Raw genomic sequence first — 14,156 nt, 5'->3', positions numbered from 1 at the left:
CACTCCTTCTGATGGACTACTCAGGAGAACCAGTGTGCCGGACGGGATGTTCCTCCGCGGGCGTTTGCTCGCCGAGGGATTCTGCGCCCTCGACCACCGGGGGAATGTGGTCGAGGGCGCATCGCCGCTGGATGAGCCAGGCGATGGCCATGAGGATCGCCGGTACGACGGTGAACCCGACGAGCACGGCGTCCACCGCGCCCGCGGTCTGCGGCACGCGCTCCCCGTCCACGGCGGCCGCGAAGCCGCCGATGGCGAGGGCCGCGGAGTAGACGTACGGCCCGACGGCGGTGCCGACCGCCTCGGTCGCGGTCCACACACCCGTGTACGCGCCGGCTCGCGACTGCCCGCGCCGCTCCGCGGCGGCCACGGCGTCGGGAACCATGGAGAACGCCAGCAGCTGTAGGCCGGCGAAGGACGTACCGAGCACGGTGACGACCGCGACGGTCAACACGGTGGACACCCGGTCGCCGGCGACCAGCGTCAGGGTGCCGAGGACGAACAGGGCCTGGGCCAGCAGCAGGCCCCGCTGCTTGCCGATGCGTCGGGAGAGCCTCAGCCACAGCGGCGAGGTGACCATCGCGGGGCCGAGGAAGGCCCCCATCAGCACGGCGGTCAGACCCGACCTGCCGAGCACGTGCTCGGCATAGAACGGAACCGCGGCCAGCACCAGATGAGTCGTGGCGCCGGTGAACAGGTAGGAGAGCACCAGCAGCCGGAAGCCGCGGTCACCCCAGGCCAGCCGCAGGTCGGCGGCGACGGACTGGGAGTGCGCCGCGGGATCGCGGAATCCGCAGGTGGCGTTGAGGCGGCGTACCCCGTGGATCGCAACCAGTCCCGTGGCCACCATCACGACCGCGAAGACCAGCGCCATTCGGGTGTAGCTGCCGCGCTGCTCGTCGGAGACCAGGATCGGGGCCGCGACGCCGGCGGCGAGCAGACCCACGGTGAGCAGCACCATCCGGACCATGAAGACGCGAGTCCGCTCGTGGTAGCCGACCCGGAGGTCCGAGGGCGTGGTCAGGTAGGGGACCTGGAACGCCGCGAAACAGACGTTGCCGACCACGTACCAGCCCGCGACCCACAGCGCCGCCGGTGTGCCGTGGATGCCTCCGGGGACGGTGAACATCGCGACCATGGCGAGCCCGAGGAGCAGGCCGAAGCGCATCATGCCGCGACGGTGGCCGTGGCGGCGGGCCTCCCGGTCCGAGAGGGTCCCGAACAGTGGGTGGATGACCGCGTCGATGACCTTCGGCACCAGCAGCGCCAGCCCCGCGACCAGCGGCGTGACGCCGAGAGTGTTCGTGAGGAAATAGAGCAGCAGCAGTCCCGGGACGGTCACCCAGGCGCCCATCCCGAGCGAACCCGTGGCGTACTGGACCAGCGGACCGCGCCCGGCGTGCCGCGACTCCTCCTCGGTCACGGTCACGCGTCGACCTCGGCGTGGCGCTCGACCGCCGCGGCAGCGAGATCGGCGGCGCCGAACGCTCCTGACCGGATCCGGGAGGAGAAGGTGCGCGCCACGATGCGATCGGTGAGCGCGGGGAGATGGCGCGCGAGGAAGAACTCGGCCGCGCCGCGCCGGGTGGTGGGCAGGTCCCGTCGGACTCGTCGGGACAGGGCAGCGCGCAGCACGGTGGCTACGACGCCCTCGAGCGGCTCGTAGGAGCTCATCCCCTCCAGTGAGAGGCCGGCCGCGGCGGTGGCGTCGTGGATGGGGCTGCGTACGGCCGACGGATAGACGCAGGTGACGCCGACATGGGTGCCGAGCTCGAGGCGGAGCGCGTCGGCGTAGGCGACCATGGCGCGCTTGGAGGCGCCGTACGCCGCGGCGAGCGGCAGCTGCATCACGGCCATCCGTGAGGCCACCATGACCACCCGGCCGCGCGAGGCGACCAGGGCCGGTACGCAGGCGGCGCTGACCCGCCAGGTGCCGAGCAGGTTGATGTCGAGCTGACGACGGACCTCCGCGCCCGGAGCCAGCTCGGCCGGCGCCGGACCGCCGATCCCGGCGTTGTTGATCAGCAGATCCAGGCCGCCGAGCCGCCCCAGCGCGGTGGCGACGGCGGTGGGAACCGCGTCGTCGTCGGTCAGGTCGCAGGCGATGACGGGGATCGGGTCGTCGTCGCGGGGTGCCACGTCGAGCCCGACGACGTGCGCCCCTCGCGAGGTCAGCTCCTGGGCGATCGACCTGCCGAAGGTGCCGGACGCACCGGTGATCAGTACGCGGAGACCGGCGGCATCACGCAGGTTCATGACGAAACCTCGCCGGTGACAGGAGCGGCAGGGGTGGTGCGTGTGGTCAGCCGCGGCTCGAAAGGCGCCGAGCCGGCATCGAGCCGTCTCCGGCCGGCTCTCAGCTCGCCCGGCACCGAGGCGAGGTAGGCGTCGAAGTCGATGCGCATCGCCGGCCGCTTCTCGCCCCAGCGCGCCTGCGCCTCGCGCAGTGCCCTGTCCGCGATGCGGCGACGCTCGGCATCCACCGGCAGCGCGTACGTACCTCCGATATGCGCGGCGACGAGCTTGGCCTGCGCTTCGACGACCGGCAGCGCGGCGCCGGTGGACTGCATGAGGCCGACGAACGCCAGGCTCGGGTCGTCGAGATGGAAGACGCGGTGGTGCAGCTGCATCTTCTCGGCGCTCGGGCCGAGCCAGCGCTCGGAGAGGAACGGGATCGTCACGCGGTAGCCGGTGGCCCACACGATCGTGTCGACCTGGTCGGTGCGTCCGTCGGCGAAGACCACGTGGCCGCCGTCGAGCCGCTCGATGCCGGGGCGGGCGACGACCTCGCCATGGGTGAGTCGGTGCAGGATCGTGTCGCTGATCGTCGGGTGGTTCTGGAACAGCCCACCTGCCGGAGCCGGCAGACCGTAGTCCTCGGGGCGGCCCACGGCCATGCGCAACATCGCTTCGGCGAGGCGCTGACGCACCCGCCACGGGAGACCTGCGAGGGCGCCTCCGGTGGCGTCGGCGGGGCGGCCGAAGAGGTATTTCGGGACGATGTGGACGCCGCGCCGGGCCGAGAGCAGCACCGGCGAGGCGGCGACGTAGGACGCGTCGACGGCGATGTCCATCGCCGAGTTGCCCATCCCGACGACCAGTACGCGACGGTCGCGGAAGACCTCGGCGTCGCGGTAGTCGTGGGCATGCATCTGCACGCCGGAGAACGTGCCGGGGTAACCGGGCTCGGGCCGACGTGGATCCCAGTTGTGGCCGTTGGCGACGACCACCGCGTCGTACCGCTCGGTCGCCCCGTCCTCGCAGGTCACCGACCAGGTGCCGGGTCGCGGACCGGACTCCTGGCGTTCGACACGGGTGACCGTCGAGCCGTACCGGATCCGCTCGCTCACCCCGAAGGTGTCGGCGTAGTCGGCGAGGTAGACGGCCATCAGGTCGGCGGAGGGGTAGTCCACCCAGTCCGACGGCATCGGATGATCGGCGAACTCGGTCCGGCCCTTGCTGGTGTTGAGGTGGAGCGAGCGGTAGGCGGCCGACAGACCGCTGCTGTTGTGCTGGTTCCACAGACCGCCCGGCCGGTCGCCCTTCTCGTACGTCACGACGTCGGCCCCGACGTCGAGCAGCGCCTTGGTCGTCGCCAAGCCGGCGGCGCCGGCGCCGATGACGGCGACGCGGGCGGTCTTCCTCATCCGTACGTTCTCCTCGTTCGAACCTGTCGGACGAAACGTCCGATGTGGTGATCGCCACAACCTTAGGGTGCGTCAATGCCGAATCATCTGGCTCTGATCACTGATCTGAGGAGCAATGTTGTGGCCACCCACAATTCGGGCGAAGATCGAGGCGTGAGAACCCAACAGCGCGACTGGGAGGTGATCGTCGACCTCATCGAGCGGGTGCTGGCCGACGACGATCTCCTCCCCGCGGTCTTCAGCGCCGTGCGAAGCCATGTCGAGGAGTCGGCCACCCTGCCCGTCTCGGACATCACCGGTCACACCCGGGTGCTCCTCACGGCAGCCGGGCGTGCCGTGGCCGGCCGGCGCGCACCGACCGAGGCGGAGCTGACCGTCGTCGAGCAGCTCGCCGTCAACCGGGCACGTCAGGGCATCCCGATCGACGTGGTGCTCGGCTCGGTGCGGATCTCGGAGCGCGCCATCTGGGCACGTACCCGCGAGCTCGCCGAGGATGCCGGGATCCCCGCCGACAGGCTGCTGGACGCCCGGGAGCTGTACGACGACTGGGCCGACGCCGTGCGTACCCGACTGATTCGCGCCCACCGGGAGGCACCTCGACCCCAGGACGCCTGGGACCGCGACGCGGAGTCGATGCGGCGCCTCCTCGAGGGTGGTTCGGTGGCCGCGCTGACCGCCGCCGAGCGAGGCTTCACCCCCGGGGCCGGGCTGTGGGTGCTGGTCACCCGGCCCGGTGACGCCGCAGCCACCACGGCGGTGCGACGGCTGACCGACGGCAGCGGGCCGGGCCTCGCCGCGACGGTCGGCGACACCTTGGTCGCAGTCCTGCCGAGCCTGCCGACGTTCCGTTCCGGAGGGGCCGGCCTGGTCGTCGGGATCGCCGGCCCGGTAGGGGCGGAGGAGCTCAGCGTCGCGCACCGGCTGGCCGTGGCCGCCGTCCCGGCGGCCGAGGCGACCGGCCTGTCCGGGCCGGCTCACATCAGCGATGTGGCTCCGGTGGCCGCGCTGCTCTCGCGTGCCGATCTCGCCGCTGCGCTCGTGGCCCGTCATCGGTCGGCGCGCGAGGATCTCGGAGCCGCGGCCGACGCGGTGGCCCACACCGTCCGCGCCTGGCTGGAAGCCGATCGCGATGCCTCGGTGGTGGCCCGCGCGCGCTACGTCCACGAGAACACCGTCCGCAACCGCGTCCAGCGGTTCGCGGCCGTCACCGGGATCGACCCGCACAGCACCTTCGGCGGGATCACCGCTTGGTGGCTGTGCCGCGCCTGGGCGGGCGACTCCTAGCTGTTCTGGGCGACGAGTCAGACCGCGGAGACGTCGTCGAGAGCGAGCGCGATCTCGGGCGGGAGGGTGAGGTCGGCGACCTGCAGCGCTTCCTTGAGCTGAGCCGCGGTGCGTGCCCCGAGGATGGGCGCGGTGACGCCGGGCCGATCGCGTACCCAGGCCAGCGAGACCTGCAGCGGCGTCCACTCCAAGCCTTCGGCGGCCTTGGCGACGGCGGTGACGATCCCGCGGGAGCGCTCGTCGTCGTAGGCGTCCACCCGGGCGGAGAAGTTCGGGTCGGCGCCACGGGAGTGCGACGGGATGCCGGTGCGGTACTTGCCGGTGAGCACGCCACCCGCCAGCGGGGACCAGGCCAGCAGGCCCATTCCCAGCGCCTCGGTGGCCGGCAGCACCTCGTACTCGATGTCGCGGGCCAGCAGCGAGTACTCCACCTGCGTCGAGGCCAGCGTCGCTCGCCCCGGGACGGCCCGCTGCCACGTCGCGGCCTGGGCGGTCTGCCATCCGCTGTAGTTGGAGACACCGACGTAGGCGGCCCGGCCGCTGCTCAGCGCCATGTCCAGCGCCGTGAGCGTCTCCTCGAGCGGCACCTCGGGGGACCAGACGTGCACCTGCCACAGGTCGACGTGGTCGACGCCGAGCCGCTTCAGCGAGGCGTCGAGGCCGGTCAGTAGGCCACCGCGGGAGGTGTCCACGCCCCGGTTGCCGCCGCGCCAGGTGATCCCGCCCTTGGTCGCCAGCACGACGTCGTCCCGGCCCACGACACGCTCCTCGAGGAGCGAGCCGAGCAGCGCCTCCGAGGCACCGTCGCCATAGCCCGCGGCGGTGTCGACCAGCGTGCCGCCGGCCTCGGTGAAACCGGCCAGCTGCTCACGGGCCTCGTGCTCGTCGGTCACGCTGCCCCAGGTCATGGTGCCCAGGGCGAGAGACGAGACTCGCAGCCCAGTGGCTCCGAGGAGTCGGCTCTGCATGAGACCCAATCTATCCGGGCCGTCCGCCGTGCCCGGGCCGGACACGCTGTGCTGTGACGGCGGACACTCCGAGAGGGAGGCAGCGGTCGGGTGCTGCGTACATGCCCCTTAGAGTTTCCGCCCGTGGATTATCTGCAGGCGATCGCACTGGGCATTCTTCAGGCACTCACCGAGTTCCTGCCCATCTCATCCAGCGCGCACCTGCGCATCTTCCCCGAGCTGCTCGGCTGGGGAGACCCCGGCGCTGCCTTCACCGCCGTGATCCAGATCGGCACCGAGCTGGCCGTCGTCTTCTACATGTGGCGCAACATTCGCGACATCATCGTGACCTGGTTCCGGAGCCTCTTCAACGCCGAGCTGCGCAGCCACACCGATGCCCGGATGGGCTGGTTCATCATCGTCGGCTCGATCCCGATCGTGGTGATCGGATTCGTGATGAAGGACATCATCGAGCACGACCTGCGCAGCCTGTACGTCGTCGGCACGATGCTCGTGGTGATGGGCATCGTCCTCGGCATCGCCGACCGCATCGGCGCGAACCGCAAGCAGTTCGACGACCTGTCCTGGCGCGACGCGATCCTGATGGGCTGCGCCCAGGCCTGCGCGCTGATCCCCGGCGTCTCGCGCTCGGGGGCGACCATCTCGATGGGCCGCGCGCTCGGCTACGAGCGAGCCACCGTGACCCGCTACGCCTTCCTGCTGGCGCTGCCTGCGGTCTTCGGTGCCGGTCTGTTCGAGATGGGCGAGATCACCCACGGCGCCAACCTCTACGGCTGGGGCCCGACGATCGTCGCCACGATCGTCTCGTTCGTCCTCGGCTACGCCGTGATCGCGTGGCTGCTGAAGTACCTCTCCCACAACACCTACACCCCGTTCGTGATCTACCGGGTCGTCCTCGGTCTCGTGGTTCTGGGACTCCTCGGCGCGGGTGTGCTCACCGAGTGGTGATCGTGACAAACTCACGGATGTGTCTGAGTCCGGCTCGAAGCCTGCCGTAACACCCGCTGCCATCGAGGAGGCCGCCGCGCGCACGATCGCCACGCGCACGGCGGTCGAACGCTCGGTCAGACTCTCGGAGAGGTACGCCGCCGACGTCCTGCTCAAGCGGGAGGACCTCCAGCTCGGGCGCTCCTACAAGGTCCGGGGCGCCTACAACCTGATGAGCTCGCTGACGCCCGAGGAGCTCTCCCGAGGTGTCGTCTGTGCCTCCGCCGGGAACCACGCCCAGGGCGTCGCGATCTCCTGCGCCCGCCTCGGCGTGCCCGGCCACATCGTGGTGCCGACCAACACGCCCAAGCAGAAGCGCGACCGGATCACCGCCCTCGGCGGCCCGCATGTGACGCTCACCCTGCACGGCTCGACCTACGACGAGGCCTCGGCCTTCGCCTACGAGCTCGGCCGCGGGCTCGGTGCCACCTATGTCTCCGCCTTCGACGACCCGCGCACGATCGCCGGGCAGGGCACGGTCGGCTACGAGCTGACCTCCCAGATCGGCGAGCCGCTGGACGTGCTGCTGCTGCCGGTCGGTGGTGGTGGGCTCGCCTCGGGAGTTGCGACCTGGGTGCGCGAGGTCTGGCCGCAGACCCGGATCATCGGGGTCGAGCCCGCGGGCGCCGCCTCGATGGCGGCTGCGATCGAGGCCGGTGGGCCCGTTCGGCTGGACACGCTCGACACGTTCGTGGACGGCGCCGCGGTCGCGACCGCGGGGAAGGTGACGTACCCGATCGTCAAGGAGTACGTCGACGAGCTCGTCTCCGTGCCCGTCGGCGCGATCTGCGTGGAGATGCTCGAGCTCTACCAGACCGAGGGGATCATCGCCGAGCCCGCCGGCGCGCTCGCGGTGGCGGCCCTGAGCCAGATCGACCTGCGCGGCGCCTCGCGTGTCGGCGCCGTCCTCTCCGGCGGCAACAACGACGTCTCCCGCTACTCCGACGTGCTCGAGCGGGCGCTGATCCACCAGGGCCTGCGCCACTACTTCCTGGTCTCCTTCCCGCAGGCCCCCGGCGCCCTGCGCGGCTTCCTCGACGACGTGCTGGCCGACGGCGAGGACATCGTCGTCTTCGAGTACGTCAAGAAGTCCAACCGCGAGCACGGTCCCGCGCTGATCGGCATCGACCTCGACTCCGCCGACGGTCTCGACGGGCTGCTCGAGCGGATGGGCGCCAGCGACCTGCTCATCGAGCGGATCGAGCCCGACTCACCGCTGTTCACGTTCCTGCACTGATGCCCGTGTCAGCCAAGGTCTTGGGGGCTCTCGCCGTCGTCGGCGCCGTGATCGTCTCGGCGTGCTCCGGCGAGGCTGTCGACGCCGGTGGCGATCCTGGCCGGATCACTCACCGCGCCGTCGCAGCGGTCGCGCTCGAGCACCTGCCGACCGACACCTCCAGCCGGGCCGCTTCCTACACCGACGAGTCCACGCCGTCCGAGCAGGTCTCGGTCGACCTTCGCTACGGCGCCGACGGCGAGTACGACGGCGACCTGGTCAGCGTCGCCGTCTCGGCTCAGCCGCCCGCGGAGGGTGCATGCCGGCGCGAGCTAGGGCAGCACTGCGTCGACCTGCCGACCGAGGTGAAGAACGCCGAGATGCAGCTGCGCTGGACCGAGGAGGAGCCCGAGGAGGACCCCGGCAATGTCGGGATCGTGCTGCTGCGCGACGGCGGCGAGACCGCCTCGATCGGCTACTCCGGGCCCACGATCACCGGCGACCCCCGCGAGCTCGACATGCCGATCAGCGTCGAGAAGTTGGTCGCCGTCGTCGAGGACCCACGGCTCCGCTACCAGGCGACCTCCTCGACCCTCGCCCTCGGTGAGGAGCTCGACGACTGGGAGGGCGGCGAGCCCGACCCCGAGGCGTACGAGCTGGTGCCCAACACCGACCACGGCATCGCCCAGGCCTATGTCGGCGGCCGGGGTGGCTACGGCTACTACCAGGGCGTCATCCGGTCCCCGCTGCGCGAGCGGTTCGGCCCCGGCGCCATCGGAGGGCGGCTGCTGCAGCGCTCCTCACCTGACTTCACGGGCATGCCGGATGCCGACATCGACGTCCTCGCCGCGCCGTCACCGCCCGCCTGGATGACCCGCGAGCCCTGCTCCGCGCCGGCGTTGCGTAAGCACTGCGTCACCACGAAGGGCGAACGGGGCCCGCTGGTCTTCGCCTGGCAGCCGGCCGAGGGCGACGACGCGGGCTGGGCCTGGATGATCTCGGTGCGCGAGAAGGAGGTCGTCGCGGTCCGCTACCAGGGCCCGCGGATGCCGGCCGGCTACGACGACGCGGCGATGCTCACCGAGTGGAACCAGGGCGAGCAGCTCGACTCGCAGGGTGGCGAGGCCGAGTCGGAGTTCGCCGACGACCTCTCTCTGTGGTGCGACCGGGAGCATCTCGAGGCCCGTCCGGTCAAGCAGCTCGACTAGGCGCGAAACGGCGTAAACCGGGATTGCAGGGCGGACACGCGGCGCCAGGACGGTCAAACGTGGAAGACTGGCTGCAATGAGTACCACCCCGCACCACGTAGCGTGGCTCGAAGCGAAAGCCGAGAAGTACGTCGAAGACGCACAGGTCTTCTTGAGCGCGCGGAGCAGCGACCTTCAGGTCGGCGGGCTCACGGGGGAGCAGTGGGCCACCGTGTATCGAGCCGTGGCCTACGAGCTCCGGGAGTGTGCACGCGAGGCGGCAGAGCACCGGCAGCGCGGCTGGTGGCGCAGAGGGTAGCGACGCGGGTCAGAACCAGCCGGATTTGCGGAAGAAGATCCACATCCCGGTGATCACGCCAGCCATCAGCAGCAGCGCGAACGGGTAGCCGAACCTCCAGTCGAGCTCGGGCATGTGGGTGAAGTTCATCCCGTAGATCCCGGCGATGAGGGTCGGCACCACGATCATCGCCGCGCCCGCCGAGATCTTGCGCATGTCGTCGTTCTGCTGCAGCGAGAGTTGCGCCAGGTGGGCCTCGAAGGCGGAGGACAGCAACGTCTCGAGATTCTCGATCGACTCCACGATCGAGGCGAGATGGTCGAGGACGTCGCGGAAGTAGGGGCGCAGGTCGGGGTCGATCCCGCCCTCGCCGTTGGCGAAGCGGCGCACCGGCTCGCGCAGCGGCATCACCGCGCGGCGTACCTCGGCGATCTCCCGGCGGAGCCGGTAGATCCGGGCCGAGTCGTGGGTGCGCTGGTCGGAGAAGACCGAGGTCTCGACCTCGTCGACGTCCTTGGTGAGCTCGGTGGCGACGTCCACGTAGCCGTCCACGATGTAGTCGACCACCGCGTGGACCGCGGAGTAGGGACCCTCGCTGAGGAGCTGCTCGTCGCTGTTCTCCAGCAGCTCACGGGCCGGCGCGAGCCGGGTTCCGCGACCGTGGCGGACCGTGATCACGTAGTCGGGGCCGATGAAGAAGGCGACCTCGCCCGTCTCGACGGCGTCCTCGGAGTCGACGTACCAGAGCGTCTTCACAACCAGGAACATCCCGCCCTCGTAGCGCTCCAGCTTGGGCCGCTGGTGGGCGGTCAGCGCGTCCTCGACGGCGAGCGGATGCAGCCCGAAGGCCTCCGCGACCTCCTCGAGCTCGTACTGGCTGGGCTGGTAGAGCCCGAGCCAGACGAAGTCGCCCTCGTCCTTCACGCCGCCGCGCAGCGTGGCGTAGTCGTGCGGTGCGCAGTCGATCCTGTCGCGCGCACCGCCGCGGTAGAGAGCGCTGTCGACGATCACGTTGTCAGGTTAGGGCATGCTGCGCGGCATTGTGGGACGGCTTCACCGGTGTGGATAGGGTCGCCAGTCGTGGCGACGATGATCCTGGTGAGACACGGCCGTACGACGGCGAACGCATCCGGCACCCTGGCCGGCCGGCTTCCTGGGGTGAGGCTGGACGAGCGTGGCGTGGAGCAGGCTGGCAGAGCGGCCGAGCGGATCGCGCCGGTCCCCCTGGCGCTCGCGGTGACCAGCCCGATGGAGCGCTGCCAGCAGACCCTGTCGGTGATCCTGGAGGGTCGCGCCGAGCAGCCCACCGTCGTCGTCGAGGACGGCGTCTCCGAGTGCGACTACGGCGAGTGGCAGGGAGAGAAGATCACCACGCTGGCGCGTCGCAAGCTGTGGAAGACGGTCCAGACCCAGCCCTCCGCGGTCACCTTCCCCGGCGGCGAGTCGATGGCCGCCATGCAGGCCCGAGGGGTCGAGGCCGTACGCCGCCACGACGCCGCCGTCACGGCCGCGCACGGCGACGCGGCGGTCTGGCTGTGCGTGAGCCACGGCGACCTGATCAAGTCGATCCTGGCCGATGCGCTCGGGATGCACCTGGACCTCTTCCAGCGGCTGCACGTCGACCCGGCCTCGATCTCGGTCGTCCGCTACGGCGAGGGGCGACCCTCCGTCCTGGCCACGAACACGCATGCCGGCGACCTGTCCTGGCTGGCCCCGAAGCCGCCCGCGAAGAAGGGGCGCAAGTCGTCGCGCCGTCGCAGCGACGATGCGGTCGTGGGCGGTGGCTCGGGTCCTGAGGCTGGTCTGGATAAGGTTTGACCATGCCTGTGATGCACGCCTTCGACCCGCCCGAGCGATTCGTCGTCGGCACCGTCGGCGAGCCCGGGGCGCGTACGTTCTTCCTCCAGGCGCGTGAGGGAGCGCGAGTCGTCTCCGTGGCCCTGGAGAAGCAGCAGGTCACGGTGCTCGCCGAGCGGCTCGACGAGCTCCTCGACGAGGTGATGAAGTCGGCGCCCGCCGTGGTGCCGGCGATCGCTCCCTACGACCTCGACGACAACGGCCCGCTGGAGCAGCCGATCGAGGAGGAGTTCCGGGCCGGCACGATGACGCTGGCCTGGGACCCCGACGAGGACAAGGTCGTCCTCGAGGTCTTTCCGATCAGCGAGACCGAGATCATCGCCGAGGTCGATGAGTCGGGCCAGCTGGTCGACGAGGACGCGGTGGCGGCGATCGAGCTGGAGGAGCCGGAGCCCGACGAGGTGCTCCTGGTGCGGATCGCTCCGCGCAACGCCCGTGCCTTCGTCAAGCGGGCCGAGGCGGTGCTGGGCGCCGGACGCCCCAACTGCCCGTTCTGCGGCAGCCCGATCGACCCCGAGGGACACCTGTGTGTCCGGGCGAACGGGTTCAAGCGGCGTGACCCGGTCTGAGCCTGTGGATCCGGCTCCGGAGATCGCTCGCAGTGCCCCCGAGAACGAGGGGACGCTGGAGCTCGTCGGGCGGCTGACCACGGCCTCCAACGCGACGTTCCTGGCCACGCTCGGCGAGTCCGAGGTGGTCTACAAGCCGATCGCGGGGGAGCGGCCGCTGTGGGACTTTCCCGACGGGCAGCTCGCGCACCGCGAGGTCGCCGCGTACCTCGTCTCGCAGACGCTGGGATGGTCGGTGGTCCCCGAGACCTGGCTCGGCGACGGGCCGCACGGCCCGGGGATGATCCAGCGCTGGGTCCACGCCGACGAGAGCGTCGAGCCGGTCACCATCGTGCCGGAGGGGGAGGTGCCGGACGGCTACCTCCGGGTCTTCGACGGCTTCGACGATCGGGACCGGGTCGTCACCCTGGCTCACGAGGACACGCCCGGGCTGCGACGGATGGCGGTCTTCGACGCGATCACCAACAACGCCGACCGCAAGGGCGGCCACGTCCTGCCGGTCTCCGGTGGGCGCCGATACGGCTGCGACCACGGGCTGACCTTCCACGAGGAGCCGAAGCTGCGCACCATCCTGTGGGGATGGCGGGGGCAGGGCTTCGCCGACGAGGAGCTCGCCGGCATCCGGGCGGTCCACTCGGGGCTCGACGGTGCGCTGGGGCGGGAGCTGGCTGCGTACTTGACGGGTCGGGAGGTCGACGCGCTCGGCCGGCGCTGCGAGACCCTGCTCGCCGAGGGGGTCTTCCCGCGGCCCGAGTACGACCGCCATGTCATCCCGTGGCCGCCCTTCTGAGACTGGTGGTCCCCGCCAAGTAGGCTGCACCCATGCGCGCATGGTCTGCACCCGAAGTCCCAGAACTGTCCGTCAAAGGGCCCGAGGTGCAGCTCTATGACCATCAGCGGGACGCGGTCGTCCCGACGGAGGGTCAGGGGCGGCGTTCGCTGTACGTCTGTGGCATCACGCCCTACGACGCGACCCACATCGGCCACGCCAACACCTACGTCGCCTTCGACCTGCTCCACCGGGCGTGGCTCAACGCCGGCTACGAGGTCGGCTACACCCAGAACGTCACCGACGTCGACGACCCGCTGCTCGAGCGCGCCGACAAGGTCGGGATCGAGTGGGAGGCGCTCGCCGAGCGCGAGACCGAGCTGTTCCGACAGGACATGGAGGCGCTGCGGGTCGTACCGCCGCAGCACTACATCGGCGCGGTCGAGTCGATCCCGCTGGTGCTCTCGCTGATCGGTGAGCTCGAGGAGGCCGGTGCGATCTACAAGGTCGACGAGGACGTCTACGCCTCGGTGGCCGTCGACGAGGAGTTCGGCGCCGAGTCCCGGATGTCGCGTACGGAGATGCTGGAGCTCTTCGGTGAGCGTGGCGGCGACCCCGAGCGGGCCGGCAAGAAGGACCCGCTCGACCCGCTGCTGTGGCGTGCCGAGCGTCCCGGCGAGCCGGCCTGGCCCTCGCCGTACGGTCCCGGCCGTCCCGGCTGGCACATCGAGTGCACCGCGATCGCCCTGGAGCACCTCGGTGCCGGGTTCACCGTCCAGGCCGGCGGCTCCGACCTGGTCTTCCCGCACCACGAGATGTCCGGCTCTCACGCGCGGTCGGCCGGCAAGGACTTCGCCGAGATCTACACCCACGGCGGGATGGTGGCCTACGACGGCCACAAGATGTCCAAGTCGCGCGGCAACCTGGTCTTCGTCTCCGCCCTGCGCAACTCCGAGATCGACCCGATGGCGATCCGGCTGGTGCTGCTGGGCCACCACTACCGCGACGACTGGGAGTGGACCGACGCCAAGCTCTTCGACGCCGTCGACAAGATCGCCGAGTGGCGCAAGGCCGCAGCCCTCGGTCGTGGCGCTCCCGCGGCCCCGGTCGTCGAGACGGTCCTCGGCGCTCTGGCCGACGACCTCGACGCCCCGCGTGCGGTCGAGGCCGTCGACGCCTGGGTCGCCGCCACCCTCGGTGAGGGCGGTCTCGCCGAGACCTCCGACGCTCTCGCCGGCGAGACGATCGCGAAGGTCGTCGACGCGGCGCTGGGCATCAAGCTCTAGCCGAGACGTCACCCCGGTCGGTCGAGGCGTCACGTACGTCGGCCGAGAGGGGGAGGGTGTTTGAACGGCGGCCCGCCGGGGGTGCGCA

General features: G+C 70.8%; 14 protein-coding genes. 9 read left to right on the top strand and 5 right to left on the bottom strand.

Translation table 11 applies throughout. The annotated features are described in order from the left end of the window. Positions 1 to 16: 16 nt before the first annotated feature. Genes ABT304_RS25505 through ABT304_RS25495 form a run of 3 tightly spaced genes read right to left on the bottom strand, consistent with a single transcriptional unit; the run spans position 17 to position 3,647 of the window. Positions 17 to 1,429, bottom strand: coding sequence for an MFS transporter (locus ABT304_RS25505; RefSeq protein WP_350719498.1), 1,413 nt, complete (start codon positions 1,427 to 1,429; stop codon positions 17 to 19). After that, a complete protein-coding gene (locus ABT304_RS25500) occupies positions 1,426 to 2,256 on the bottom strand; it encodes an SDR family NAD(P)-dependent oxidoreductase (RefSeq protein WP_350719497.1) in 831 nt (276 codons plus the stop codon). The genes ABT304_RS25505 and ABT304_RS25500 overlap by 4 nt, the downstream gene beginning before the upstream one ends. Then, positions 2,253 to 3,647 carry a flavin-containing monooxygenase gene (locus tag ABT304_RS25495; protein ID WP_350719495.1) on the bottom strand — a complete coding sequence of 465 codons (1,395 nt, stop codon included), beginning with the start codon at positions 3,645 to 3,647 and terminating at the stop codon, positions 2,253 to 2,255. Before ABT304_RS25495 ends, ABT304_RS25500 begins: the two co-directional genes overlap by 4 nt. A gap of 153 nt (positions 3,648 to 3,800) precedes the next feature. On the opposite strand from ABT304_RS25495, the gene ABT304_RS25490 reads away from it, so the two are divergent. Beyond that, positions 3,801 to 4,931, top strand: a complete 1,131-nt coding sequence (locus ABT304_RS25490) for an RsbRD N-terminal domain-containing protein (RefSeq protein ID WP_350719493.1) — start codon at positions 3,801 to 3,803, stop codon at positions 4,929 to 4,931. 17 nt (positions 4,932 to 4,948) lie between these two features. Here the strand turns inward: ABT304_RS25490 and ABT304_RS25485 are convergent, their stop codons facing one another. Continuing rightward, positions 4,949 to 5,899, bottom strand: coding sequence for an aldo/keto reductase (locus tag ABT304_RS25485; protein WP_350719491.1), 951 nt, complete (start codon positions 5,897 to 5,899; stop codon positions 4,949 to 4,951). A gap of 123 nt (positions 5,900 to 6,022) precedes the next feature. On the opposite strand from ABT304_RS25485, the gene ABT304_RS25480 reads away from it, so the two are divergent. The 4 genes from ABT304_RS25480 to ABT304_RS25465 all read left to right on the top strand — a co-directional run bounded on the left by ABT304_RS25480 (position 6,023) and on the right by ABT304_RS25465 (position 9,608). Next, a complete protein-coding gene (locus tag ABT304_RS25480) occupies positions 6,023 to 6,847 on the top strand; it encodes an undecaprenyl-diphosphate phosphatase (RefSeq protein ID WP_160023895.1) in 825 nt (274 codons plus the stop codon). 19 nt (positions 6,848 to 6,866) lie between these two features. Further along, a complete protein-coding gene (gene ilvA / locus ABT304_RS25475; RefSeq protein ID WP_350719489.1) occupies positions 6,867 to 8,123 on the top strand; it encodes a threonine ammonia-lyase IlvA in 1,257 nt (418 codons plus the stop codon). Between the two features lie 5 nt (positions 8,124 to 8,128). Continuing rightward, the gene (locus tag ABT304_RS25470; protein ID WP_350719487.1) at positions 8,129 to 9,310 is read left to right on the top strand and encodes a hypothetical protein; all 1,182 of its coding nucleotides are present in this window, start codon (positions 8,129 to 8,131) and stop codon (positions 9,308 to 9,310) included. 76 nt (positions 9,311 to 9,386) lie between these two features. Beyond that, entirely contained in the window at positions 9,387 to 9,608 is a 222-nt protein-coding gene (locus ABT304_RS25465; RefSeq protein WP_350719485.1) for a hypothetical protein, read from the top strand. A gap of 9 nt (positions 9,609 to 9,617) precedes the next feature. Here ABT304_RS25465 and corA read toward each other — a convergent pair whose 3' ends face one another. Beyond that, positions 9,618 to 10,598: a magnesium/cobalt transporter CorA gene (gene corA / locus ABT304_RS25460; protein ID WP_350719483.1), complete on the bottom strand. Its 981-nt coding sequence runs from the start codon at positions 10,596 to 10,598 to the stop codon at positions 9,618 to 9,620. Between the two features lie 69 nt (positions 10,599 to 10,667). On the opposite strand from corA, the gene ABT304_RS25455 reads away from it, so the two are divergent. From ABT304_RS25455 to mshC, 4 genes are read left to right on the top strand one after another with little or no spacing between them, the layout of a single operon-like run. Continuing rightward, entirely contained in the window at positions 10,668 to 11,405 is a 738-nt protein-coding gene (locus tag ABT304_RS25455; RefSeq protein ID WP_350719481.1) for a histidine phosphatase family protein, read from the top strand. A 2-nt stretch (positions 11,406 to 11,407) separates the two neighbouring features. Beyond that, entirely contained in the window at positions 11,408 to 12,013 is a 606-nt protein-coding gene (locus ABT304_RS25450; protein WP_160023889.1) for a DUF3090 domain-containing protein, read from the top strand. Then, positions 12,000 to 12,803: an SCO1664 family protein gene (locus tag ABT304_RS25445; RefSeq protein WP_350719479.1), complete on the top strand. Its 804-nt coding sequence runs from the start codon at positions 12,000 to 12,002 to the stop codon at positions 12,801 to 12,803. The genes ABT304_RS25450 and ABT304_RS25445 overlap by 14 nt, the downstream gene beginning before the upstream one ends. Positions 12,804 to 12,835: 32 nt before the next feature. Beyond that, entirely contained in the window at positions 12,836 to 14,068 is a 1,233-nt protein-coding gene (gene mshC / locus ABT304_RS25440; protein WP_350719478.1) for a cysteine--1-D-myo-inosityl 2-amino-2-deoxy-alpha-D-glucopyranoside ligase, read from the top strand. Positions 14,069 to 14,156: the final 88 nt, after the last annotated feature.

Origin of the sequence: Nocardioides sp. NPDC000445 (genome assembly GCF_040300245.1) — a bacterium.
Lineage (GTDB): Bacteria > Actinomycetota > Actinomycetes > Propionibacteriales > Nocardioidaceae > Nocardioides.
The sequence above is the reverse complement of the archived record's forward strand: the minus strand, read 5'-3'. Positions and strand labels throughout refer to the sequence as shown.

Excerpts from the sequence above, each read along its gene's own strand:
- ABT304_RS25465 (WP_350719485.1), top strand. The coding sequence starts at position 9,387 with ATGAGTACCACCCCGCACCACGTAGCGTGGCTCGAAGCGAAAGCCGAG.
- ABT304_RS25485 (WP_350719491.1), bottom strand. The coding sequence starts at position 5,899 with ATGCAGAGCCGACTCCTCGGAGCCACTGGGCTGCGAGTCTCGTCTCTC.
- ABT304_RS25500 (WP_350719497.1), bottom strand. The coding sequence starts at position 2,256 with ATGAACCTGCGTGATGCCGCCGGTCTCCGCGTACTGATCACCGGTGCG.
- ABT304_RS25495 (WP_350719495.1), bottom strand. The coding sequence starts at position 3,647 with ATGAGGAAGACCGCCCGCGTCGCCGTCATCGGCGCCGGCGCCGCCGGC.
- ABT304_RS25450 (WP_160023889.1), top strand. The coding sequence starts at position 11,408 with ATGCCTGTGATGCACGCCTTCGACCCGCCCGAGCGATTCGTCGTCGGC.
- mshC (WP_350719478.1), top strand. The coding sequence starts at position 12,836 with ATGCGCGCATGGTCTGCACCCGAAGTCCCAGAACTGTCCGTCAAAGGG.